Raw genomic sequence first — 22,585 nt, 5'->3', positions numbered from 1 at the left:
TTATTCGGAGCCGCGAGCGCCGTGGTCGGGACTCGGCGACAAGCCGATCGAAACAGGTTGCGCCGCCTTGCTCTCCCGGTAGCGTCGAGAGCTCACCCCGGTGTTGGCCCGGCATCCTCGGCCAGCGCCCCGTTGGAGACGAAGGTCGATGCATCCGCTGATACACACAGACCGAAGCCGCGTGACCACATGGTGAGGCCGGGCAAGACGGCGTCACTGTCGCTGATCGGTGTGGCCTACCTCATCGCGTTCGGCGTCGCCGGCGCGTGGCTGGGATGGGGGCCGGACACGGGGCGACTCTGGCTGGATACGTTGATCGCTGATGTGTTGGCCACCGTGGTGGTCTTCGTCTTCAGTAGGTGCTTCGGCAACTCCAGCTTCTACGACGCCTATTGGAGCGTCATTCCGCCCCTGTTAGTGGCGTATTGGTGGTTTCAGTCGCTTCCTCACGTCGATACCACGCGTTGCGTATTGATCGCTGTGGTGGTGGGGCTGTGGGCGGTTCGGCTCACCGCCAACTGGGCGTGGGGATTTCCCGGAATGCACCATGAGGATTGGCGATATCCCCTGCTACGCGAACGCGCTGGCCGCTGGGAGTTCGTCGCGGACCTGTTCGCCATTCATCTGATACCCACCCTTCAGGTGTTCGTCGGCCTGGTGCCGGTCTACGTTGCGGTGACACGGCCGGACCGGGGACTGCCGTGGCTTTCTGTTATCGCGTTTGCCATCGGCATTTCCGCGGTGCTGCTGGAACTGGTGGCAGACGTGCAGCTACACCGGTTCGTCCGGGATCGGACTCCAGGCATGGCGATGGATCGCGGGATATGGGGCTGGTCGCGGCATCCCAACTATTTCGGTGAGATCAGCTTCTGGTTTGCGTGCGCGCTGTTCGGGGTTGCCGCCGCGCCGGCTCAGGCGTGGTGGATGTTCTTCGGTGTGCTGGCGATCGTCGCGATGTTCCTGGGCGCCAGCATTCCGATGATGGAGGAGCGCAGCCTGCAGCGCAGGCCCGAATACCAGGATGTGATCGACCGAGTGCCGCGCCTGGTGCCCCGCCCGCCGCGTCCGGGCCACCACCTCAGGTCATAGCGCTGAAGGCCTGGAACAACTCGCTGATTCCCTGCAGCGCCTCTGCCGCCGTCGGGTTCGGCGAAGGCAGGAAGCCGAAGAGGTAGCCGGCCACCTCAAGATCGGTCAGCGAGGGGTTGTCCAGCAGTGGCGTGATCTGGTAGGTGGCCGGATCGAAGAGGGCCTCGACGAAGTCGTTGATTCCCTGCTGCAGGCCGTTACCCAGAGCCGTCACCACATCGCCGAAATTCAGGTCGGTCGGAAACAGGCCGGGGCCGGTGACCACATCGGCGTCGGCGGGCGACCAGCCGTGTTCGATGTTGCCGTAGCCGAGGTTCACCAGAACACGAGTCACGGGTTCGAGCAGGTCATACAGGGGTTGCCCGGCAATGGGGATCAAGCGCAACGGGTTGAGCAGCGGCAGGCTCTCGGACGGGATCATGTAGTAGTTGACCAGCGTGTCGCTGTCGGAGGTGGGCAACAGGACGGCGTTGCTGATCTGTTCGGGAGTCAGGCTCAAGTAGGTGCCGTGCGAATAGATGAAGCCCATCGCGGCGTTGAGGACCGACAGTAGGTTGAGTGGATACGTCGGAAACGCTGCGACACCGTCGTATTCATGGGTGTAGATGTCAGCGCGATAGAGATTGTTCGGGGTGGCCACGTAGTCGGCCAGGTATTGCGGGTAGAGACCGCTGGTCTCCACCGTCATTCCGCCGACCGGATTGGCAGGATTGCCGATCAGTACGAAACGCACGAAATCGCTGGGAACGTCCTGCCCAGCCAGCTGCCGCATGACCGCCGAGGAGATGGCCGCGCTCTGCGAATAGCCGAACACCACCAGCGGGTTCTCGGCGCTGACGTCGCCATTGGCGATCTTCTGCAGGATGGTCGAATCGAGAATCTGCATACCCCGCGCCTGCGAAGTCGCGCTGATGTTCTCGGGCGTGAACAACGACTGGAGGGTGCCCCCGAACCCGAGCGGCTCGAGATAGAGCTGGTTGGCCGCATCCAGGTAAAGCTGGTTCGGCTGCGGAATGCTGGTGCCACCCATGATCAAAGCGGTCCCGTCACCCAGCGATCCCCCGGCAGTCAGCGCAACCTCGATGGGCGCCACCGAAGCCGCCGATGCGACAGGTACGTTCGCCAGCGCGCCGGCAGTCAGACCGGTGGCGGCAACAACGGCGGTGATGTGACTAGGCGTGAAAGCGCGCATGTGACTTACCTTTCGACGGTGGTGGGGTCTGTTCTGAACGTGCCGCAGCGGGTTGCGCCGCCGCATGCCCGTTACGCGGGTGATCATTACCGTAGGGCTCCTCGCCGTCGGCGCCGAACCGCGCGCCGGTTTTCCACAATCGGCGCTCGAATTGTCGCTGCAAGGGGGTGGCCACCAGTGTCGTGACGATCGTCATGAGCGCCAGAATCGTATACAGCTTCCCGGAGATCAGGCCGGCTTCGAAACCGATATTGAGGAGAATCAGTTCCATCAAGCCACGGGCATTGGCAAGTGCACCCATCGACGCGGCTTCGAGCCGACTCATTCCCTGCCAGCGGGCGGCCAGTCCCACTGCCCCGAACTTGGCGGTGAAAGACACCACCAGCACGATCATCGCCATCAGCAGCGTCGGACCGTCCAGTATCAGCCGGAGCTGGGTGTTCAGTCCCGAGTAGATGAAGAAGGCTGGGATCAGCAGGTACGCCGTGAGGGGTTCGAAGTGCTGACGGATCTGCGTCAGCAGCTCGCCGCGCGGCATCACGGCGCCGGCAACGAAAGCGCCGAATACCGAATAGATTCCGACGAAATCGGTGAAGCAGCTCGCCGCCAGTACGGTCAGCAGAACAACGCTGGTGTGGGCAATCGGCAGTCCGCCCGTGCGTTCAATGTCGGCGCGCGGCGGCGACCATGTCTCCAGCCGCGCCAGCAACGGCCGGCCGACATAGATCATGAATACCAGGTAGGCCAGCCCGCCTCCGATGGCCAGCACGGCACCGAAGAGGCTTCCCTTCGCCGTGGCCACCACGGTCGCCAACAGCACCCATGAGCATGCGTCGTCGAAGGCAGCGCACGACAGCGACACCGTGCCCAATCGCGTGTTGAGCAGCCCGGAGTCGTAGACGATCCAGGCCAGCATGGGGAAGGCGGTGATGGCCACGGCGGCCGCGACGAACAGGGCACCCTGCCACGACACGACATTGTCGGTGAAATAGCCGCCACGGCTTACCATCCACGCACCCAGGACTCCCCCGAGCACGAGGGGAACACCGATGCCGGCCGCTGAGGTCACGCCGGCCTGCCGCCAATGCGCGGTGAGGATGTCGAGTTTGAACGAAGCCCCCACCAGAAACATGTACAGCACCAGGCCCAGTTGCCCAACGACGTAGATGACCGTCAGGTTCGGGTGGGTGAAGGTCTCCGACCCGAGGGTCAACTTCGTGGGGAACAGCCATTGCTGCCCAGCCGGCCATATCCACCCCAGAACGGAAGGACCGAGCAGGAATCCGGCCACCATGATCGCCACCACCTGTACCTGGGCCAGGCGTCGCAGTACGGGCCACAGCAGTCGGTAGGTGAGCAGGATGACCACGATCTGGAAGAAGAAGTGGTAGGTGATCGTCAGCAGGGAAGGCACGTTCAGCCCCGATCCGACCAGCGGAACACCAGCAGGCAGGCCAGAAGTCCGACCACACTCCAGGCGGTCAGGACCTCGAAGATCCGCCAGTGTTCCCAGGTTCCTGCCGGTTCGAAGGCGGCCATCTCCTCCGGTAGCAATACCGAGCGAAATCCCTGGGCCATCCACTTGACAGGAAACAGCGATCCGATCGCCAGCATCCAGGTCGGTATCAGCATCAGCGGCACATAGGTGCCCGAGACGAACTGTAGGCCCACCGCGGGGCCGTTGGTGAGGACGGCGGCCGACACTGCGTTGCTCGCGAAGTTACTGACCAAGATGCCCAGCAGCGAACAGCTGACGATCCCCAGCACCGAAACCCAGCCCAGCGTGAACCATCCGAACAAGTCCGCGGGCAGGCGAAGGTGAAAAACCAGAACCCCCAACGCCAGCAGGACCACAGCCTCGGCGAAGCTCGCAATCGCGACCAGCATGATCTTGCCGATGAAATACGACGACGCCGTTGCCGGCGTACCGCGCAGTCGCCGCAGGGCACCGGTCTCCCGGTCAGCCGCAATGCTGATTCCGAGATTGGTGAACGACGTCGACAGGATTCCGTAGGCGAACATGCTGGCGGCGATCACGGCACCCGTGGTGGTCTGGGCGCCGGGCACCCGCGCGGTGAAGATGGATCCCAGAAGAAGACAGATCACCGCGGGCATCGAGAAGGTCAGCGCTACCTGTTCTGGGCGGCGGTAGAACATCTTCAACTCGGGCAGGACGCGCGAGAAGCCGATACGCAACGCCGAGGGAAGTTCCGATCTGGCGTGCGTACCGGCTCGACGCAGATCGGGCTCCTCGTCGACGAACTCGATCACCTCAGGCCTCCTTCGATCAGGCTCAGATAAGCGTCTTCGAGGGTGGGACGGGTGACAGTTAGTTGAGCCAGCTCCCTGCCCTCCGCAGAGAGGCGTCTGATCAACTCGGTCGGGCGATCGGTCTGATGAACCTGGGGTAAGTCACCCTCCAGCCACGTCACGGTCGCGCCCGAAGCGATGTGCGCGGTCAGGCGCGCGGGCGAATCCAGGGCGGCAAGCCGTCCGCCTGAGACCACCGCGACCCGATCTGCCAGGGCAGCAGCCTCTTCCAAGTAGTGAGTGGTCAGCACGATGGTCGTGCCGTCGGAGGCCAACAGCCGGATCAGATCCCAGAACGCGCGCCGCGCTTCCGGATCGAAGCCGGTGGTCGGCTCGTCCAGGAAGAGCAGTTCCGGATATCCGATGATCCCCAGCGCGACGTCCAGCCGGCGCCGCTGTCCACCGGACAGTGTCCGCACCCGCGCACGCGCGCTCGGGGAGAGCCCGACGAGGTCAAGGAGATCGGCAGAAGTTCGTGCCGTGCCATAACATTTGGCGAACATCTGGACGGTCTCCTGCACGGTCAGCATCCCGAAGTCGCTGGTCTCCTGCAAGACGATCCCAATCCTGGCCCGCCAATATCGTCCTGCGGAGCCGGGGTCCTGCCCTAAGACGCTGACCTGCCCGGAATCGCGCTTCCGATGGCCCTCCAGGATCTCGATCGTCGTTGATTTGCCGGCACCGTTGGGCCCGAGGATGGCGAATATCTCCCCGCGGGCGATGTCAAGATCCAGGCCTTGCAGGGCCTGCACCCGCCCGTAGCTCTTGCAGAGATTCCGTACCTGCACCGCCAGGTCGCGATCGGCTTTCATCGCGGAGCGCCGTCCAGGCCCGGACCACTGCCGTGGGCGTCCAGCTCCGCCAGCAACTCTCGCAGCTCGGCGTCCGAGAGCTGCTCGACAACACGGTCGACATCGTCGTCGTCGGCCGCTTGCTGGTCCGGCAGCGGCTCCACGACGTCGGCGGGAACATCGCCGTGAACGGCATGCAGTTCGGCCAGCACCCGGTCGGCCAGCGAGTTCACACTGACCCCGCGCAGGATCTCGAGCAGGGGCAGATCTATCGAGAACATCTCGTTGATCCGGACCCGGAAGTCCATCGCCATCATCGAGTCCAAGCCGATGTCATCGAGCATGTCGTTGGTCTCGAAGTCGGTGACGCCACAGTCGAAGACGTCGGCGACGAGCCGCCGAACGGTGGCTGCGATCAGCCCGATCCGATCTGACTCTGGCGTGCCGGCCAGGACGGTGAGAATCGACGCCGGCGCGTCGCCGCCGTCGGGACTGAGCTCCTCGACGCCCAGATCGGCGAACATCTGCGGCGGACGCCCGCCGAATCCGACTCGGCGGGCCCGACTCCAGTCCGCGGTGATCGCGACCACGCTGGGGGCCCGTTGCGTCAGGAGTCGATCGAGGATCCGCGCGCCGACACGCGGTGTGATCAGGTCGATACCGCGCTGTGCGTAGACGCCCGCCAGGTTCAGCTCGTCGACCATACCCACCGACCACGGCCCCCATCCGATGGTCAGTGCCGGCAGTCCCTGGCGCCGCCGGTAGTGCGCGAAGGAGTCCAGGTAGGCGTTGGCGGCGGCATAGTTGCCCTGTCCGGGGGAGGCGATGACCGACCCGGCGGACCCGAACATGACGAAGAAGTCCAGTTCGTCGTCCCGCAGCGCTTCGTGCAGCACCCGCGTGCCGGTGATCTTGGGCGCCAGCACCGCAGCGAAATCACGTTCTGCCATATTGACCAGCAACCGGTCGTCCACCACGCCTGCCGCGTGCACGACTCCGCGGATGGGCCTGCCGCCCCTGCGCAGGTGCTCGGCGCGCCAGGCGCACATGTTGGCGGCGTCGGTGATATCGACGCTGGCGGTAGTGATTTCAGCACCGAGCCGCTCGAGCTCCTCGATAGCTCGTACCGTGGTGAAGTGGGGGTCGCTTTCCGCTGCAGCGGCCCAGTGCTCCCGCGGCGGCAGGGCAGTCCGGCTCAACAACGTGATATGCCGCGCTCCGCGTTCGGCGAGGTAGCGGGCCACCACCTGCCCGAGCGCACCCAGACCGCCGGTGACCGCATAGGTCGCGTCCGAACTGAGCTTGATGGGAAACGGTGCCACGAGGCCAGTGCACGGGCTAAGCCGCGGAACGTACGTGGTCGCACCCCGCAACGCGATCTGGTCCTCGGATTCGTTGTTCAGCAGGTGATCACAGATTCGCGCAGCGGTCTGCCCACGATCGTCGGCACCATCGATGTCGATCAGCCCGCCCCAGTTCTCCACGAACTCCTGGTGGCCGATAACGCGACCCAGGCCCCAGAGGGGCGCTTGGTCCAGCCCGGTCAGCGCGGTGTCGCCCACCGGCTGACTGTTGGCGGTGACCAGGTGCAGACGGGGCTTCATCTCCGGGCGCGCTGCCAGGGCCTGGACGACGCGAAGGACGGTGCGCAGTCCAAGCTGCTGGTTCGCTTCATCGACTTCGTTACCCGCGCCGCGGTTTTCGTCCTCGACCGGGCGGAGGTCCACAGGCCAGCAGTCGACGATGCCGGTGAGGTCGGTGACGTCACTGTGCGCAAAGAGTTCGTCGAGTTGTTCGCGGCTTCCCGGATCGATCAGGTAGCCCCCGTCGACCTTGCTCAGCGCATCGACACAGGCGTGTCCGACCGTGGTGACCCGGTGCCCGCGCCGCCGTAGGTCGTCCGCGACGGCATCGCCCACTCCGGAGTCATCGGCGAAGACGAGCCACGACGACCCGCCGGTGCTGTCACGGTGCTGCTCCCCCGCTTCGTGGGGCACAGCGCACCATCGGACTTCAAGCAGGCCCCTGTCGATGCGCTCGAGCGACAGCTGGGACGCGACTTCCAGCGACCGGACGGTAAGGCCGCGAAACACCGCGATCGTGTTTCCGGCGCCGTCGGTGACGTCGATGTCGCTGTCGATCTCCTCCTCGGTCGCCGAAACCACCCGAACGTGGACCTGCATCTGATCTGCCGGTGCGCCGTAGAGGGCGCAGTGCCGGATGCGGGCCGGAAGATAGGGGCCTTGGCCGAGCGGCTGATCGAGCATCATCGCGCCGAAGAGCGCTTGAAACACGCCATCGACCAGTGCCGGATGAAAGCGGTAGCGATCGAGGTCCTCGACGATGGCCGCAGGAGTGCGCAAGTCGGCCGTTACCCGGCCCTGGCCGGCGACCACCTTGCTGACCGACCGGAAGGCGTCGCCGTATTCGAGACCGAATCCCTTGGTACGGGCGTAGAACTCCTCACCATCAATGGTGCTGGTCGACTCGGCCTCTGGTGGCACCTGGCGCGGCGCCGCGGGAAGGATGTTGAGTTCGGCGGTGGCGGTGATCGTCCACGTGGTGTCGCCGTTGGCTGTCGCGGTGAATGCGGCGAACTCCAGCGTGCCGTCGTCTTCGTTCAGGGTTGTTCTGAGCAGGGGATCGCAGGTGTCGTCCAGGATCACCGCGCGCCGGAACACGAGGTTGTCCACGCTGCACGCCGTGTCGTAGATCTCCGCGGCCACCGCCCGTGCCATCTCGACATACACCGCGCCGGGCAGCACGACGCTGCCCTGGACCCGGTGGTCGTTGAGAAACGGCGTGAGGACGGTGCTCATCTCGGCTTCCCACGTCGGATGGATGGCGCTGATCTTCTGGCCCAAGAGCGGATGCACCGGGTGGTAGAACAGCGATTCGGTGGCCTCGGTGGTCTCGGTCCAGAATCTCTTGGTCTGCCATGGATAGGAAGGCAGTTTGAGAAGGCGCCGCTCATCGCTGGGATGCATGGCATCCCAAGCGATGTCATGGCCCAGACAGTGCAGTGCTCCAACGCATTCCAGGAGGCGACGGGCGGCGTCGTCGCCGCGCCGCTGGCTGGCCAGGACCGAGACACTCTGCTTTCCTGCGGTTTCCAAGATCGACGGTGCCAGCACCGGATGGGGCCCCAGCTCCACGAAGTGCGTGTAGCCGTCGTCGAGCATCCGGCGGATCGCCGGTTCGAATAGCACGGTGGTTCGGGTGTTCTGCCACCAGTAGGCGGCACCTGCGTGGTAGCGGTCCAGCGCTTCGCCGGTGACGGTTGAGTACAGCGGACGCACCGCGGCCTTGGAGGACAGGCCGTCGAAGGCGCTGAACAACTCGTCTCGGATGGGGTCCATGTGATGGGAGTGATAGGGCACCTTGACCGCGAGCTGTCGCGTGAAGACGGCGGCATCGTTGCACTGCCGGGCGATGGCGTCGAGGACGTCGCGGTCGCCGGCGAGCGTCACCGCCAACGGGCTGTTGATCGCCGCCACCGAGACGCGCTGTGCCGCGAACTCCGCACGCGTTGCCTCGTCGAGCGTCCGCAGTAGGGAGTCGGTATCCAGGCCGACGGCGAGCATGCTCCCCGTGCCGCTCACCCGCTGCTGGAGGCGGCTGCGGTGATAGATCACATGGACCGCTTGTTCGAAGGTGAGTAGTCCCGCGAGGTAGTGGGCCGCGACCTCGCCGGCGCTGTGGCCGACGACGGCATCGGGGCTGAGACCGAAATGTTCGAGCTGCTCGGCCAGTGCCACCTGGATGGCGAAGTTGGCCGGCTGCGCGATCTCTGTCTCGGTCATGCGGGTGTCGGTCTCGTCGCGACGAAGTTCCTCGATCAACGACCAATCCGTGTACCGGGCCAATTCCCGGTCACTGCGCTCAATGCTGGCGGTGAATTCGGGAAACACCCCCAACAGTTCGCGGCACATCCCCCACCACTGGGGCCCCATACCGCTGCACACAAAGGCGAGTTTGGGCGCCGCCTGGACGCCACGGCCGGCAGTGAACGTGCTGTCTTGAGCCAACGCCCGCAGTTGTTCGCCGGCCTCGGCGGCACTGCTCGCAATCAGGGTGTGGCGATAGGTCTGATGGGTGCGACGCCTGCCGAGGGTGTAGGCGAGATCGGGCAACGCGATGTGGGGGTGGGCCACCAGATGGTCGGCCAATCGGCCCGCCACCTCCACCAGGGCGTCCTCACTGCGGGCAGAGATCGCCACGATGGTCAGCGGCGCCGAGGAGCGGTCCGCCTCGCGGGGAGTTTCGACCACCGCCGGCGGCTCGGCAAGGACCACGTGCGCGTTGGTCCCCCCGAATCCGAATGAGTTGACGCCTACGACGCGCCTTGAGCAGTCCGGGAACGCCCGACCGCCAGTGGGAATCTCGATCTTCAGATCGGCCGTGGAGACGTGCCGGGTGGGCGTTCGCAGGTGCAGATGGGGCGGGATGAAACCGTGCTTGACCACCAGCGCCGCTTTGATAAGTCCGGCGATCCCCGCGCCGGCCTCCAGGTGGCCGATGTTGGTCTTCACCGAGCCGATCAGCAGCGGGCTCGACGCCGGGCGTTCGGCGGTCAGGGCGGCCGCCAGTGCCCGCATCTCGATGGGATCACCGACGGGGGTGCCAGTGCCGTGCGCTTCCACATATCCGATCTGCTCGGGCCGGACTCCGGCCCGGTAGAGAGCAGTTCTGATGGCAACTTCTTGCGCTTCGCCGCGGGGCACCGTGATGCCGTCGGTGTGGCCGTCCTGCGACACGGCGGTGCCTAGGATCTGCGCGTAGATCTCGTCGCCGTCACGCTGCGCGTCCGCCAGCCGTTTGAGGACGACGATGCCGGCTCCTTCGCCCCGCGCGTAGCCGTCGGCGGCGTCGTCGAAGGCTTTGGATCGGCCCTCCGGACTCAGGAATCCGCTCTTGGACTCGGCAATCGCGGTGTTGGGGCCGATCATGACGTTGACGCCACCGGCCAGCGCGACCTCACACTCGCCGTTCCTGATGCTGTTCGCTGCAAGGTGCACCGCCACAAGCGAACTGGAGCACGCGGTGTCGATCGACATGCTCGGTCCGCGAAAGTCGAAGGCGTACGAGATGCGATTGGACAGCATCGTCATCATCATCCCGGTCGCCGAATGCGCTTTGAATCGGTAGCGGCTCGCCTGCCCCTGATTCTGGAGGAGCTGATAGTCCAAGGTGAAGCCGCCGACGAACACACCGACATCGCCGCCGGCCAGGTCATCTGCGGGAATCCCGGCGTCTTCCAGGGACTCCCAGGTGGCCTGCAGGAGAAGTCGCTGCTGCGGATCCAACGCGTGCGCCTCACGCGGGGACATTCCGAAGAACTGCGCATCGAACTGATCTATCCCGTCAAGAAACCCGCCTCGCCGCGTGACGACCTTCCCGACTTTGGCCGGGTTGGGATCGTGGTAGCGATCGGCGTTCCAGCGCGATTCGGGCACCTCAGACGTCGCGTCGACCCCGCCCCGCAAGAGGCGCCAGAAGCTCTCGGCGGAATCGGCCCCGCCGGGGAATCGACACCCCACTCCCACGATGGCCAACGGTTCACGGCGGTCGTCATCGTCTGGCAAGCTCATCTCCCGTTCTCGCTCGGCACTCGGCTGACCCTTCGCCCGATCAGGTCGGTTGAAGTTTGGGCGACGTCGTCACGATCCAGCCCGCGCTGAGAGGATCGCCTTCTTGGCCGCGCCGGTACGCCGACCGCAGCTCCCGCAGCAACGGATCCTGTTGCCACTCCTGGACCTGCCTCATGACGTTGTCGTCGTCGAAGTCCAAGGACTTCTCCACGATGACGGTCTCGGCGAGTTGCCCGGCAAGTCGGCGCAGCAGTGCTGCATTGGCGTCGAACTGTTCGGTGAAGTCCCGACTGGGTTCCATCATCGAGACATGCAGCGCCACCATGAAGTTCAGCGGCGCGTAGAGGTCGACAAAGGGCACCGACGGGGCACCGTCGTCCAGGGCCGCCCATTCTTGGAAGAACCGCTGAACCCGGTTGCTGAGTGCTATCAGGCCGTCTAAGTGCGGAACGAACGTCGGGTCGTCGGCGATGCCGACGAAGCGGCCATTGATGTAGAGCAGACCGATGAATCCCCAGTAGAACGCGATATCCCAGACGATCTTGGTGGCCATCACCGCCGGCGCGCCCATCAACGCGTATTGCCCCTGGTAGATGACGAGCCACATCTGGCTCAGTGATCGGAACACGGTGTCGCTGATCTGTGCGCGAGCGACCACGTCCTCACCGTTCAGGTCGCGGCTGACCATGTCGGTGATCAGCCCGTTGCCGATGGCGACCAGATCCAAGCCGGAGGAGTACAGCGGATCCAGGAAGATTCCCGCGTCGCCGGTGAGACACCACCGGTGTTCACCGTCGAAGACTTTCACCGCGCCATGGCTGTATTTCTTCATGACCCGGAAGTCCAAGATCTTGTCTTCGTGCTCGGCCAGCACATCGGCGAGCTGAGGCTCGTGTTCGCGCAGCCATGCCCTGGCCTTATCCACGGTGTTGAAGCCGTCGAACGGCTGAAACGCCGGGTCGGCGACGATGCCGACACTGGTGGCACCGGACGGGAGCCGGATCAGCCAGACCCAGTAGCCGTCGCCCATCAGGTGGTTGGTCGACATCGCTCGGTCGCCTTCACGCAGCCGGGCCTGCCACGCCGGGTCTTCGCTCCAGCGCCCCACGTCGATCTCCGTCGCAACCCGAAACCAGGCTGCGTTGCAGTCATGTGCGTTGACCTCCTGGAGGTCCAGCTGTCGTGGCAGCACCCGGTTGCGCCCCGAGGCGTCGATCACCCAGCGAGTGGTGCTCCGGGTCAACGCTTCCCCGTCTTGGACCGTGACGACGTGCAGACCCTCTGGACCACCGAGCTCGACAGAGCGGACCCGCCCGCAGGCAAACTGAACACCCGCCGCATCGACGCGTCGCGCCAGCTCGTTCTCCAGCCTGCCGCGATCGATCTGGTAGGTCACCTGTGGCGCGAAGGAGGAACTTCCCAGTTCCATGCGCCTGGTGATGTCGTCGTTATCGCGGTGCGAGAAGAACATCCGCAGCCCCATCTTGCGGATGTGCTGTGATGCGAGGTGATCGCCCAGTCCGAGGCACTCGCGCAGGTAGTGCGCCGACACCTCCACGGTGGACTCGCCCACCGTATGGGTGATCTCCGCTACCGGGTGCGACGTGGGACCGACGACCAGGATCCGGGTCGCCGGACGAGCCCGGCGGATCTCCAGTGCCAGCGCGAGCGCAGCGACTCCATCACCGACGATGGCCACATCGTGGTCGGCCTTGTGATGTTCGGCCACTGCGAGGCGGGCACGGATGCGCCGGGCGAGAGCCTCGCGCGTCTGCTGACTCAGGCCGGCGGCCTCCATGCGGGCGTCCACGCCTCACCTACCCAGACACCGGGCCGGGGATTCGTCGGCAGGAGCGGGCGCCACGGAGTTCGGTACGTCACACATAGGAGTTATTCGGAGCTGCACCGCCGGCGGTCGGGTTTGCGTGACAACCAACTTTGGGCCAGTTCCGCAACCTTGCCCTCACCGATCCCCTGGGGCCGGTCAGCACTCCTGGTTACCGAGGCGCCGCAGCTCCTTCCGAAGTCCGCGGACGCCGTCGTCGAGCAACCGGGTCACGGCTGGGCGCAGCAAGGGCTCGATCCACTTCAACCAGCCCTGAAAGGCGAAGCGCACCCGATAGGTGATCACGCAGCCGGACTGCCGCGCGGTGACCGTGATGGTGTCGCAGACGATGACGGAGGCGTTCTCTCCGCGCAGGTCGATCGACCGGCCTGGCCGCAGCGCGGTGACCACGTAGTCGATCGTGCTCACCCGTCCGGCGAACCGGGAGGTGTTCTCGTAGTGAGTTCCCACCCCGCCATCGCCCGAGACGCGCACCGTCGTGATGGTCCCCGGGTCCCACTGCTGCGTGGTGGTGAAGTCGGCCAAGAATCCAAACGCCACATCCGGCGCGACGTCACTGCTCACCTCGCGCTGCATGGTGATCATGAGTGCTCCTTGGGCGAGCCGTCCGGGGTTCGACGGGTAGTGATCGATGCACCAACCGTCACCGCGCCCGGACTTCGCGGTACGCGGCCGGCTGCCACGGCGATGTTGTTGACCATGCCGGTGAATACGATGCCGTGAAACGGCATCAGCGAATACCAATACAATTGCCCGGCAAGGCCTTTGGGGAAGAAGATCGCACGCTGATGCAATCTTGTGGTGTTTGCGCCGCACGGCTCAAGCCGCCATTCGAGCCAGGCACCGCCGGGGGTGCGCATCTCGGCACGGAGCCGCAACAAATGCGGCCGTTCTATTCGTTCGACTCGCCAGAAGTCGAGGGCGTCACCCGTGTGGAGGGCATGGGGGTCACGGCGGCCCCGCGCCAGCCCGACGCCGCCGGTGAGTCGGTCCAGCCAACCCCGGATGGTCCAGGCGAGCGGGAAGGAGTACCAGCCGTTCTCGCCGCCCACACCTTCGACGACCTGCCACACCTGCTCGACAGTGGCGTTGCAGTCAACGCTGCGGTCGTCGGTGTAGACGAGTTCCCCGGCCCAGCTGGGATCGGACGGCAGCGCGTCAGCGGGGGCGCCGGTCCCCGAAGCGTCTGCCCAGGTGGTTTCCACAGCACCGCTGTCGATGCGGTGTAGAGCGAGCGCGACGGCGTCTCGATATCGGGTCTTACCGCCGGGTGGCGGCGCGACAAGCGCATCGATGTCCTGTTCGGAAGCGACCGCGTCGGTGCTCAAGGATTCGATGAGGGCGCGGCCAATCCGGGGCGGTACCGGGGTCACTAGGCCGATCCAGAGTCCGGCGAGTTTCGGTGTGAGGACCGGGAGAACAAGGATTCTGCGGCGGGCCAGCCCGGCGACCTGGGCATAGATCTGCATCATCTCGCCGTAGCGCAGGATATCGGGACCACCGATGTCATAGGAGCGACTGCGCGGCAGCGGCATGGTCGCCGCGGCGAGCAGGTAATAGAGAACGTCACGGATCGCAATGGGCTGGATGCGGTTGTTGACCCAGCGCGGCGTGGTCATCACCGGCAGGCGATTGGTCAGGTGCCGAATCATCTCGAAGGACGCCGAGCCGGAACCGATCACCACCCCGGCCTGCAGGACCACGGTCGGCACATTGCAGTTCAGCAAGATTTCTCCGACCTGGCTGCGCGATCGTTGATGCGTCGACAATCGTTCCGATTCCGCATGCAGGCCACCGAGGTAGACGATCCGGCCCACCCCGGCGCGCCGGGCCGCGGCAGCGAGATTCAGCGCGCACTGACGCTCCGACTCGATGAATTCCCCCGGGTTTCCCATCGAGTGCACCAGGTAATAGATGACGTCGATGTCGCGGCAGGCTTCGGCCAGAGAGTCCGGGTCGGTGAGGTCGCCGCGAACCACATCGACGGCCGCCGCCCACGGGACGTCGCTGATCTTGTTCGGGTTACGGGCCAACGCCCGGACCCGGTAGCCGGCTTCGACCAGGCGGGGGGCGAGGCGGCCCCCGATGTAGCCGGTTGCCCCGGTTACCAACACGTTCAACGGCTGGTCTGCGCGCTCCGGCTCGGTCACGAGGCCTACTCGGCTACGGATCTGCCGCGCTTGGTGAGCGCAACAGACCCTGTCTGTCTTGTCGCTTGCTGCGTCATGGTAGTGATTCGGAGCTGCGGGCGACGTGGTCGGGTTTGCCAGGAGGCTCGCCAACACTGATGGCAAAACCGGATTCTCCCAGTAGCGTCGAGTCATGAGTGTGGATTTCTCCAGCACAGTGTCCGCGCCGCGCGCGGAGGTCTTCGCATGGCATGAGAGGCCGGGCGCGTTCACGCGGCTGAGTCCGCCGTGGCAGCCGATGAACCTGGTCAGCGAGGCCGACTCACTGCGCGACGGGACGGCCGTACTGGCCCTTCCCGGTGGCCTCCGGTGGGTCGCCGAACACCAGCCCGACGGCTACGACCCGCCGGCGCGATTCGTCGACGCGCTCGGCGGTCACGGCCTGGCATCACTTCCCACCCGGGCCACGCTCAGTTGGACACACACGCACGAGTTCGAGGATCTGGGCGACGGGCGGACGCGGGTGATCGACCACGTCGACACCCCCATCCCTGGGGCGCTGCTGCGGCCCATGTTCGTCTACCGGCATCGCCAACTCGCCGATGACATCGCAGCGCATCGGCGCGCTCAGCAGGCAGGCCTGACACCGCAGACCGTGGCGATCAGCGGGGCGAGCGGGCTGGTCGGTTCGGCTTTGGCGGCGTTCCTGAGCACGGGCGGGCACCGAGTGATTCGCCTGGTGCGCCACACTGCCGGCAATCCTGATGAGCGGCGATGGAATCCCGACAATCCCGACCCTGATCTGCTGACCGACATAGACGCCGTGATCCATCTGGCCGGCGCGTCGATCGCCGGCCGATTCACCGCCGAGCACCGCCGCCAGATCCGTGACAGCAGAAGCGGGCCCACCCGCAGACTCGCCGAGCTGGTCGCCGGCACGCCCGCGGGACCGCGCGTGCTGATCTGCGCCTCGGCAGTGGGCTACTACGGGTATGACCGCGGTGACGACGTACTGACCGAAGACGCCGAACGCGGTGACGGTTTTCTGGCCGACGTCGTGGCCGACTGGGAGGACGCGCTCACGCCGGCAGAACAGTCCGGGACCCGCGTGGTGCGGGTGCGCACAGGAATCGTGCAGTCCCCGCGCGGCGGGACGTTGCGCCTGATGCGGCCGTTGTTCGCGGCGGGGCTCGGTGGCCGACTGGGCAGCGGCCGGCAGTGGCTGCCGTGGATCGGCATCGATGACCTGATCGACATCTATCACCGGGCGCTGTGGGACACCGACCTGAGCGGACCGGTGAACGCGGTCGCACCGAACCCGTCGCGCAACGTCGACTACACCAAGGCCCTCGGTCGCGTGCTCCATCGGCCGACCGCACTGCCGGTGCCGGGCCTGGGCCCTCGACTGTTGCTCGGCGCACAGGGGGCTCGTGAACTCGCGTGTGCCAGTCAGCGCGCGCTGCCCGGCCGCCTCACCGACGCTGGTCATCCCTTCCGCATGCCCGACCTTGAGCCCCTGCTGCGCCACCTGTTGGGGCGTACGGGTCCGCAGTGAGTCTCACCGGCGGCGATTGAGTACCGCGATGTGTCCGCACAGCACGGTGGCAAAGGTGACCCACAGTGGATACAGCACCAGGGGCACCGCCCGAACACCTCGAACGGCGACGGCCCGGCGCGCCAGGTCGGCACTGCTGGTCGCCAGCGCCACGCTGACCGCGGTGGCCGGGCCGAGGCGGCGGCGGTTGAAGAACAGCCACGACCAGCCCGCGTTGAGGACGAGGTTGACCAGCAGAGCGGCGATGTAGTTGCGGCGCTGCGCGACTTCCCCGCGGTCGCTGAGTTCATCGATGGTGGCCGCCGAGACCGCGGCGATGTCGGCGTAGAGCGCAGGCCACACTATCGGAAAGGCTTGGCGCGGTGGCTGATATGCGGGCTTGACCAGATTTTCGTACCAGTCAGATTGGACTGCGGGGGTGGTAGCGATGGTTCCCGTGGCGGCGGCAGCGGTGACGGCGGCGCCGGTACCGAGCAGGGTTGAGATGCGCACGTGACTCCTTGTTGGTCAATCGTTCTGGGTGATAGCTACCGCAATCTCGTTGCGGCGAAACATCGGAAGGGTCCATGGCGGATCGTAGAACCACGCCTGCGGCACCCCGACCGGCTCGCAATGCAGGTCTTTGAGGGCGTTGAGCAGCGTCGCGGTGTGCGTTTCTATTGCACGACGGCCACGATCTCCGGAGAAGGTGTGCACCGCGACAGTTTCCGCGGGCACCCGCACCAGTCGCACGGTGGCATTGTCGGGCTCCGGCAGCGATTCCAGGCCGATACCGGTCGGCATGAAGAAACGAATCACCCATTGGCCTGCAGCGCCGGATTGCTGGGCGACCGGCGCCGTCATGGAGATCTTCTCCCCCGCCGGAGCGGCGGGGTCCTGGGCGACGGGAGCGGTCATCGCAATCTTGGTACGCGAGTGATTGCCGCCGAAGATATAGCCGGCCAGGCGCCGAAAGCCCGCGCTACGGGCGCTCTCCTCATCACCGGTGACAACGGTCTCCGCCGCCACACGTTCGGCATAGCGGCGAGTCTCCACATCGCGGGTTCGCTGCTCCACTGTGAAGGGAGGCTCGTCGGTTCCGTTGCGGACGCCGACCACCGATCCGACACCCTGAAGGGCGGCAGTCGCCGCCGAGAGTATTCCGCTCATGCTCGCCCCGCACTCGTGCCGTTACTGATCATGGCCACTCCCGGTGGTGTCGGTAGACCACCGACTGTACGCCGACGCCACACATCTATTCAATAAATGAATCATTCATTTTATGAATCACTAAGGTGCTGGTACCGGCGCAGCGCCTCGGCGCGCTCGCGTCCGTGGTCCACCATGGGCTGGGGATAGCCCGGCGGCGGTGCAGCCCGCTGCAGATGTGCGTCGGGGACATCGGCCAGTTCGGGAACCCAGCGACGCACATAGCAGCCTTCGGGGTCGAACTTGGCGCCCTGCAACGTCGGGTTGAAGACTCGGAAGTAGGGCGCCGCGTCGGTGCCGCAGCCCGCACACCACTGCCAGCCGTGTTGGTTGTTGGCCACGTCGCCATCGAGCAGTTGGTCCATGAACCAGCGGGCACCCCACTGCCACGGCAGATGCAGATCTTTGACGAGGAACGATGCCGCGATCATGCGCACCCGGTTGTGCATGAAACCCGTTTCGCGCAGTTCCCGCATGCCTGCGTCCACGATCGGAAAACCGGTCTCCCCGGCCTTCCAACGCTCGAACTGACGTCGCGCCTGGGCATCGGTGTCGGTCTCGATGGCGTCGAACTCCTGGTTCCAGTTGTGCCAGGCACTGCGGGGCCAGAAGTGCAGCACCGCGGCATAGAAATCCCGAAAGGCCAGCTGCCGCAGATACGCCGCGGCACCCGACTTCTTCAGGTCGAGGTCGGCGGCCATGGTGCGCGGATGAATGTTGCCGAATTTCAGGTAGACCGACATGCGGCTTGTGCAATCGAGGTCGGGGCGGTCGCGGTCCTGCTCGTAGCGCTCCAGCCCGCTGCTGACGAACCCCCGCCAGTGCTCGAGCGCCGCCGCTTCCCCGGCCGGGAACGCGAGTCGACCACCGAAGTCGGGGATGTCCACCGGGTGAGCGGACTCGCGGGGCAGCTCACTCGGGTCGATCAGGTGTGCCGAGTCGGGCCGTGAGTTCGCCGGTCGCCGCCAACCGTGCTCACGCCACCGCCGAAAGAACGGGGTGAAGACCCGATAGGGAGTCCCGTCGTCTTTGACGACGCGCCCCGGAGAGGCCAGGTACGGCGAGCCGGTGGCCACCAGCGGTATATCGCCGAGCGTGGCACGCACCCGCTCGTCACGCCGGCGGCCGAAGGGGGCGAAATCCTCTGAGACGTGTACCGCCGACGCGCCGATCGCGGCCGCGATCTGCGGGATCCGCTCCTGCGGACGTCCACGGGTGATCAGCAGCCGGCCGTCGAGGTCGTCGCTCAGCCGCCGCAGCGACTGACCCAGATACTGCAGTCGACGCTGCCCAGCCGAGGTCTCCAGCTGCGGGTCCAGCACGAAGCAGGCCAACACCTCAGGGCCTTCGTCGAGCGCGGCCGCCAGGGACGGCAAGTCCTCGACTCGCAGGTCGCGGCGGTACCACAGCAGGACCGGCACTACTTCTCCAGGTCGGAATCGAACTGTCGCATCGCCGAGATGACGGCAGCCAGGACCCGGTGGGTCGTTTGCAGGTCGGCGTCGGAGAACTCCGCGAGCGCCCGCTGCGTGTGACCTTGCAACGGGGTGAAAAACGCTCGTGCGGTGTCCAAGCCGAGTTCGGAGTAGCGCAATGCGACCTTGCGTCGATCCGAAGCGTGAGCTTCGCGCCGCACATGGCCGGACTGAATGAGTCGATCGACCAGGTAGGTGATGGCCGCACCCGACAGCCCCATGCGTTGACGCAGCTCACTGGGACCGATTGGGGTTCCGGCTGTCTCGGCGACCATGATGTGCAGCAGGGCGCGGAAGTCGGTCTGTCGAACGTGGTTGGAACCGGCGAACCGCTGTCCGATCTGTTCGGATTCGGCGGCCAGCTCACGCATATCAGCGGAGATCAGCGACTCCAGCGCCTCTCGCGCAACAGCGTCCTCATCCGGTTTCATGACGGTTGACAACGATATCGCTGCGATCAGCCCGGCGACAGCGGCAGACGCAGCGCACCCGGGGCACTCTCGGGCACGGCCGGGCGCACCGGCCGAACCGGCGCGATACGCCGGTAGGGCTCCCCCAATGGCGGGCGGGAGTCCGGCTCCCCGTTGTTGGGCCACAACGCCATCGCGCGTTCGGCCTGGGCCGTGATGGTGAACGAGGGGTTCACGCCGAGATTGGCGGTGATCGCCGACCCGTCGACGACATGCAGGCCGGGGTGTCCGTAGGCCCGCTGATAGGGATCGATGACGCCGGACTGCGCGGAGTCTCCGATGGGGCAGCCGCCGATGAAGTGTGCCGTCAGGGGGATGTTGAGCGCGTCGAGGTAGGTACCTCCGGCGATCCCACCGACCTTGTCGGCCATCCGGCGGGCAACATCGTGGGCCGTCGGGATCCAGTCCGGATTGGGTTCGCCCACACCCTGCTTGGCGGTCATTCGGGTGCCGAACAGGCCCCGTTTGCGATACGTGGTCAGCGAGTTGTCCAGTGACTGCATCACCAGAATGATGATCGAGTGCGCCGAGGCGTTGCGCGGAAACATACTGCGCAGCATCATCGCCGGGTGCCGTGCGATGGTCAGCATGAGCCGCGCGAATCGCCACGGCCCCCCGTCGATCAGATGGGTGCCCATCATCGACAAGAGGTTCGAGCCCTTGCCGTAGCGGCACACCTCGATGTGGGTGTTGGCCTCCGGGTGGATCGAGGAGGTGATCGCCACACCCTGGGCGAAATCATCACGATCGGGCGCGAACACCACGGGCACTTCTTCGGAGTTGGTGCGAGTCAGCTCGCCCAGACGGTCCGAAAGGTGCGGCAGCGAACCGGTGTCGCGCAGCTTGTGCAGCAGTCGCTGGGTGCCCAGCGATGCCGCGGCGAACACCACCTGGCCGGCGGTGAAGTCCTGCCGGCGTTTGCGCACCCATCGGCCGGTGCGCACCGTGCTGACGACATATCCGTCGCCATTCGGGCGCACATCGGTGACCATGGTCATCGGATGGATCTGGGCGCCGGCGCGCTCGGCCAGGTACAGGTAGTTGGTCTCGGTGGTGTTCTTGGCGCCGTGCGGGCAGCCGGTAAAGCACTGCGCGCAGCCGATGCATCCGGTGCGGTGCGGCCCCGCCCCGCCGAAGAATGGATCGGCGACGGTCTTGCCGGGCTCGTCGCCGAAGAAGACGCCGACGTTGGTGGGGTGATAGGTGTCTTCGACCCCGAGATCTCGGGCCACCGCCAGCAAGACCTCGTCGGCCGGAGTGGTGTGCGGGGTGGGTGTCACTCCCAGCATTCGTCGGGCCTGGTCGTAGTACGGCGCGAGCTCATCTCGCCAGTCGGTGATGTGTGCCCACTGCGGATCGTCGAAGAATCGCTCCAATGGCTCGTACAGGGTGTTGCCATAGATCAGCGAACCGCCGCCGACCCCGACCGCGCTGGCGATGAACGTCTTGCCCAGTATCGTCAGCCGCTGCGGGCCGAAGCACCCCAGTTTCGGGGCCCACATGGCCTTGCGGACATGCCAGTTGTTGGGCGGGAAATCGGTGGGTTGCCAACGGCGCCCCATGTCCAGGACACCGACCCGGTAACCCTTCTCGGTCAATCGCAGGGCGGACACGCTGCCCCCGAAGCCGGAGCCGATCACCACGACGTCGTAGTCATTTGTCATGCGGGTCCTCGGTGCTGTCGCCCGGAGCGGGGTGCGGTGGTGCACCACGTCACCGGAAATCTATCCCCCTGCGGGCCCGCGCGGAGGCACAAGCAGCACAAGCGACACCACCAGCAGCAGACTCAGCCCCACGGCGTTGAGCACTGCGTCCCGCGGTCCGTACATGTGCAGCATGCCGAGGTGGTAGATCAGGTGCGACAGGTTAAAGATCGACCAGCTGACCGCGGTGATGACGACGACGGCGCGGTTGCGCAGGTAGTACAAGGCCAGCGCGCTGAGCACCCCTAACGCCGAGAACATGCCGCCGACATCCTTGACGAGGTGTTCGTTGTAGGGGCCCAGTACCGGCAGCCAGGTCATGCCCATTCCGGGGAAGGTGGTGTACCAGTGCAGCGGGGCGAAATACGCCCACAGCCCCAGGCTGAGCCCGAAGATCGTCAACACGGTCAGACACACGCGATGCACAGTGAGGTTCATGCCCCCTTGACGACGCAGCGGGCGATTGTGTGACGACACACCGATCACCGAACGGCCGGAACGTGGGCATCCAGCCATTCGGCGAACGTCTGCTGGCCACGGGGCCCCGGGTGCGTCGGCAGCAGCGCACCCCCGGCCATGCCCTTTCCGACCGCGCCGGGCAGTCGCAGGGGGATCACCGGCCGGCGCTGCCGGAGCCGGCGCAGCAATTGGCGGGCCATGTCGACCATCGACTCCACCTGGGGGCCCGCGAGTTCGGGCGCCATCTGCTGGGGCTCGCCCACGGCGAGGGTGCACAGATGGGCGGCGACCTCACTGACGGCGATCGGCTGCGTGCGCATGGTCGGGATCACCGCGATCGGGCCGGGCACCTGTCCCAGGATCTGGTCGACGAACTCGTGAAACTGGGTGGCGCGCAGGATCGTCCACGGGACGTTGCCGGCCCGGATCACTTCCTCTTGGTGCTGCTTTCCTTGGTAGTAGCCGGAGTGCACACGGTCGCTGCCCACGATCGACAACGCGATGTGGTGGCGGATGCCGTTGCGCTGCGCGGCGGCCAGCAGATTCGCTGTGGCGGTGCCGAAGGAAGCCCGGGCCTTCTTGGCGTTCATGGTGGCGAAGTCGGCGACGTCGATGATGGTGTCGACGCCTTCGAGTGCGGCGTCCAGACCGATGTTCTCCAGCAGGTCCACCCCGTGCGCACGGGCGAGTATCACCGGATCATGTCCTTGGCCGCGCAGATGCTCGACGACGTGGCGGCCAGTCTTTCCCGTGCCACCGGCAACCGCGATTCTCATGAGTGCACCCT

17 protein-coding genes are annotated in these 22,585 nt (G+C 65.8%); 2 read left to right on the top strand and 15 right to left on the bottom strand.

Annotation, left to right across the window (positions count from 1 at the left end; genetic code table 11):
* Positions 1-189 precede the first annotated feature (189 nt).
* The gene (locus G6N09_RS12235; protein ID WP_083026853.1) at positions 190-1,089 is read left to right on the top strand and encodes a DUF1295 domain-containing protein; all 900 of its coding nucleotides are present in this window, start codon (positions 190-192) and stop codon (positions 1,087-1,089) included.
* On the opposite strand, the gene G6N09_RS12230 is transcribed toward G6N09_RS12235, so the two are convergent.
* The 8 genes from G6N09_RS12230 to G6N09_RS12195 form a co-directional block, all read right to left on the bottom strand.
* A complete protein-coding gene (locus G6N09_RS12230; RefSeq protein WP_234807063.1) occupies positions 1,079-2,281 on the bottom strand; it encodes a PE-PPE domain-containing protein in 1,203 nt (400 codons plus the stop codon). The two genes, G6N09_RS12235 and G6N09_RS12230, sit on opposite strands and share 11 nt — an antisense overlap.
* Entirely contained in the window at positions 2,262-3,695 is a 1,434-nt protein-coding gene (locus tag G6N09_RS12225) for a cation:proton antiporter (protein ID WP_083026852.1), read from the bottom strand. Before G6N09_RS12225 ends, G6N09_RS12230 begins: the two co-directional genes overlap by 20 nt.
* A gap of 2 nt (positions 3,696-3,697) precedes the next feature.
* On the bottom strand, positions 3,698-4,549 hold the full coding sequence (locus G6N09_RS12220) for an ABC transporter permease (RefSeq protein WP_308214845.1): 852 nt from the start codon (positions 4,547-4,549) through the stop codon (positions 3,698-3,700).
* The gene (locus G6N09_RS12215) at positions 4,549-5,403 is read right to left on the bottom strand and encodes an ABC transporter ATP-binding protein (RefSeq protein WP_083026851.1); all 855 of its coding nucleotides are present in this window, start codon (positions 5,401-5,403) and stop codon (positions 4,549-4,551) included. Before G6N09_RS12215 ends, G6N09_RS12220 begins: the two co-directional genes overlap by 1 nt.
* Entirely contained in the window at positions 5,400-10,973 is a 5,574-nt protein-coding gene (locus tag G6N09_RS12210) for a type I polyketide synthase (RefSeq protein ID WP_083026850.1), read from the bottom strand. The genes G6N09_RS12215 and G6N09_RS12210 overlap by 4 nt, the downstream gene beginning before the upstream one ends.
* Positions 10,974-11,013: 40 nt before the next feature.
* On the bottom strand, positions 11,014-12,771 hold the full coding sequence (locus tag G6N09_RS12205) for an NAD(P)/FAD-dependent oxidoreductase (RefSeq protein ID WP_083026900.1): 1,758 nt from the start codon (positions 12,769-12,771) through the stop codon (positions 11,014-11,016).
* 186 nt (positions 12,772-12,957) lie between these two features.
* Positions 12,958-13,404 (bottom strand): SRPBCC family protein, encoded by a 447-nt coding sequence (locus tag G6N09_RS12200; protein ID WP_083026849.1) that lies wholly within the window; start codon positions 13,402-13,404, stop codon positions 12,958-12,960.
* Positions 13,401-14,969, bottom strand: coding sequence for an SDR family oxidoreductase (locus tag G6N09_RS12195; RefSeq protein WP_234807061.1), 1,569 nt, complete (start codon positions 14,967-14,969; stop codon positions 13,401-13,403). The genes G6N09_RS12200 and G6N09_RS12195 overlap by 4 nt, the downstream gene beginning before the upstream one ends.
* 172 nt (positions 14,970-15,141) lie before the next feature.
* On the opposite strand from G6N09_RS12195, the gene G6N09_RS12190 reads away from it, so the two are divergent.
* On the top strand, positions 15,142-16,503 hold the full coding sequence (locus G6N09_RS12190) for a TIGR01777 family oxidoreductase (RefSeq protein ID WP_083026848.1): 1,362 nt from the start codon (positions 15,142-15,144) through the stop codon (positions 16,501-16,503).
* A gap of 3 nt (positions 16,504-16,506) precedes the next feature.
* On the opposite strand, the gene G6N09_RS12185 is transcribed toward G6N09_RS12190, so the two are convergent.
* The 7 genes from G6N09_RS12185 to G6N09_RS12155 form a co-directional block, all read right to left on the bottom strand.
* Positions 16,507-16,995, bottom strand: a complete 489-nt coding sequence (locus tag G6N09_RS12185; protein ID WP_083026847.1) for a TspO/MBR family protein — start codon at positions 16,993-16,995, stop codon at positions 16,507-16,509.
* A gap of 15 nt (positions 16,996-17,010) precedes the next feature.
* Positions 17,011-17,652, bottom strand: a complete 642-nt coding sequence (locus G6N09_RS12180; RefSeq protein WP_083026846.1) for an SOUL family heme-binding protein — start codon at positions 17,650-17,652, stop codon at positions 17,011-17,013.
* 110 nt (positions 17,653-17,762) lie between these two features.
* Positions 17,763-19,112, bottom strand: coding sequence for a cryptochrome/photolyase family protein (locus G6N09_RS12175; protein WP_083026845.1), 1,350 nt, complete (start codon positions 19,110-19,112; stop codon positions 17,763-17,765).
* Positions 19,112-19,597, bottom strand: coding sequence for a MarR family winged helix-turn-helix transcriptional regulator (locus G6N09_RS12170; protein WP_083026844.1), 486 nt, complete (start codon positions 19,595-19,597; stop codon positions 19,112-19,114). The genes G6N09_RS12175 and G6N09_RS12170 overlap by 1 nt, the downstream gene beginning before the upstream one ends.
* 26 nt (positions 19,598-19,623) lie before the next feature.
* A complete protein-coding gene (locus tag G6N09_RS12165) occupies positions 19,624-21,300 on the bottom strand; it encodes a GMC oxidoreductase (RefSeq protein ID WP_083026843.1) in 1,677 nt (558 codons plus the stop codon).
* A gap of 60 nt (positions 21,301-21,360) precedes the next feature.
* Positions 21,361-21,777 (bottom strand): hypothetical protein, encoded by a 417-nt coding sequence (locus tag G6N09_RS12160; protein WP_083026842.1) that lies wholly within the window; start codon positions 21,775-21,777, stop codon positions 21,361-21,363.
* Positions 21,778-21,821: 44 nt separating this feature from the next.
* Entirely contained in the window at positions 21,822-22,574 is a 753-nt protein-coding gene (locus G6N09_RS12155; protein ID WP_083026841.1) for an SDR family oxidoreductase, read from the bottom strand.
* Between the last annotated feature and the right edge of the window lie 11 nt (positions 22,575-22,585).

Origin of the sequence: Mycolicibacter minnesotensis, assembly GCF_010731755.1 — a bacterium.
Taxonomy (GTDB): domain Bacteria; phylum Actinomycetota; class Actinomycetes; order Mycobacteriales; family Mycobacteriaceae; genus Mycobacterium; species Mycobacterium minnesotense.
Note: the sequence above shows the minus strand (reverse complement) of the source record. Positions and strands in the feature narration are given on the sequence as shown.

Coding starts and splice junctions, on each gene's coding strand:
- G6N09_RS12160 (WP_083026842.1), bottom strand. CDS start 21,777: ATGAACCTCACTGTGCATCGCGTGTGTCTGACCGTGTTGACGATCTTC.
- G6N09_RS12235 (WP_083026853.1), top strand. CDS start 190: ATGGTGAGGCCGGGCAAGACGGCGTCACTGTCGCTGATCGGTGTGGCC.
- G6N09_RS12190 (WP_083026848.1), top strand. CDS start 15,142: ATGAGTGTGGATTTCTCCAGCACAGTGTCCGCGCCGCGCGCGGAGGTC.
- G6N09_RS12205 (WP_083026900.1), bottom strand. CDS start 12,771: ATGGAGGCCGCCGGCCTGAGTCAGCAGACGCGCGAGGCTCTCGCCCGG.
- G6N09_RS12170 (WP_083026844.1), bottom strand. CDS start 19,597: ATGAAACCGGATGAGGACGCTGTTGCGCGAGAGGCGCTGGAGTCGCTG.
- G6N09_RS12200 (WP_083026849.1), bottom strand. CDS start 13,404: ATGATCACCATGCAGCGCGAGGTGAGCAGTGACGTCGCGCCGGATGTG.
- G6N09_RS12230 (WP_234807063.1), bottom strand. CDS start 2,281: ATGCGCGCTTTCACGCCTAGTCACATCACCGCCGTTGTTGCCGCCACC.
- G6N09_RS12215 (WP_083026851.1), bottom strand. CDS start 5,403: ATGAAAGCCGATCGCGACCTGGCGGTGCAGGTACGGAATCTCTGCAAG.
- G6N09_RS12210 (WP_083026850.1), bottom strand. CDS start 10,973: ATGAGCTTGCCAGACGATGACGACCGCCGTGAACCGTTGGCCATCGTG.
- G6N09_RS12165 (WP_083026843.1), bottom strand. CDS start 21,300: ATGACAAATGACTACGACGTCGTGGTGATCGGCTCCGGCTTCGGGGGC.
- G6N09_RS12155 (WP_083026841.1), bottom strand. CDS start 22,574: ATGAGAATCGCGGTTGCCGGTGGCACGGGAAAGACTGGCCGCCACGTC.
- G6N09_RS12180 (WP_083026846.1), bottom strand. CDS start 17,652: ATGAGCGGAATACTCTCGGCGGCGACTGCCGCCCTTCAGGGTGTCGGA.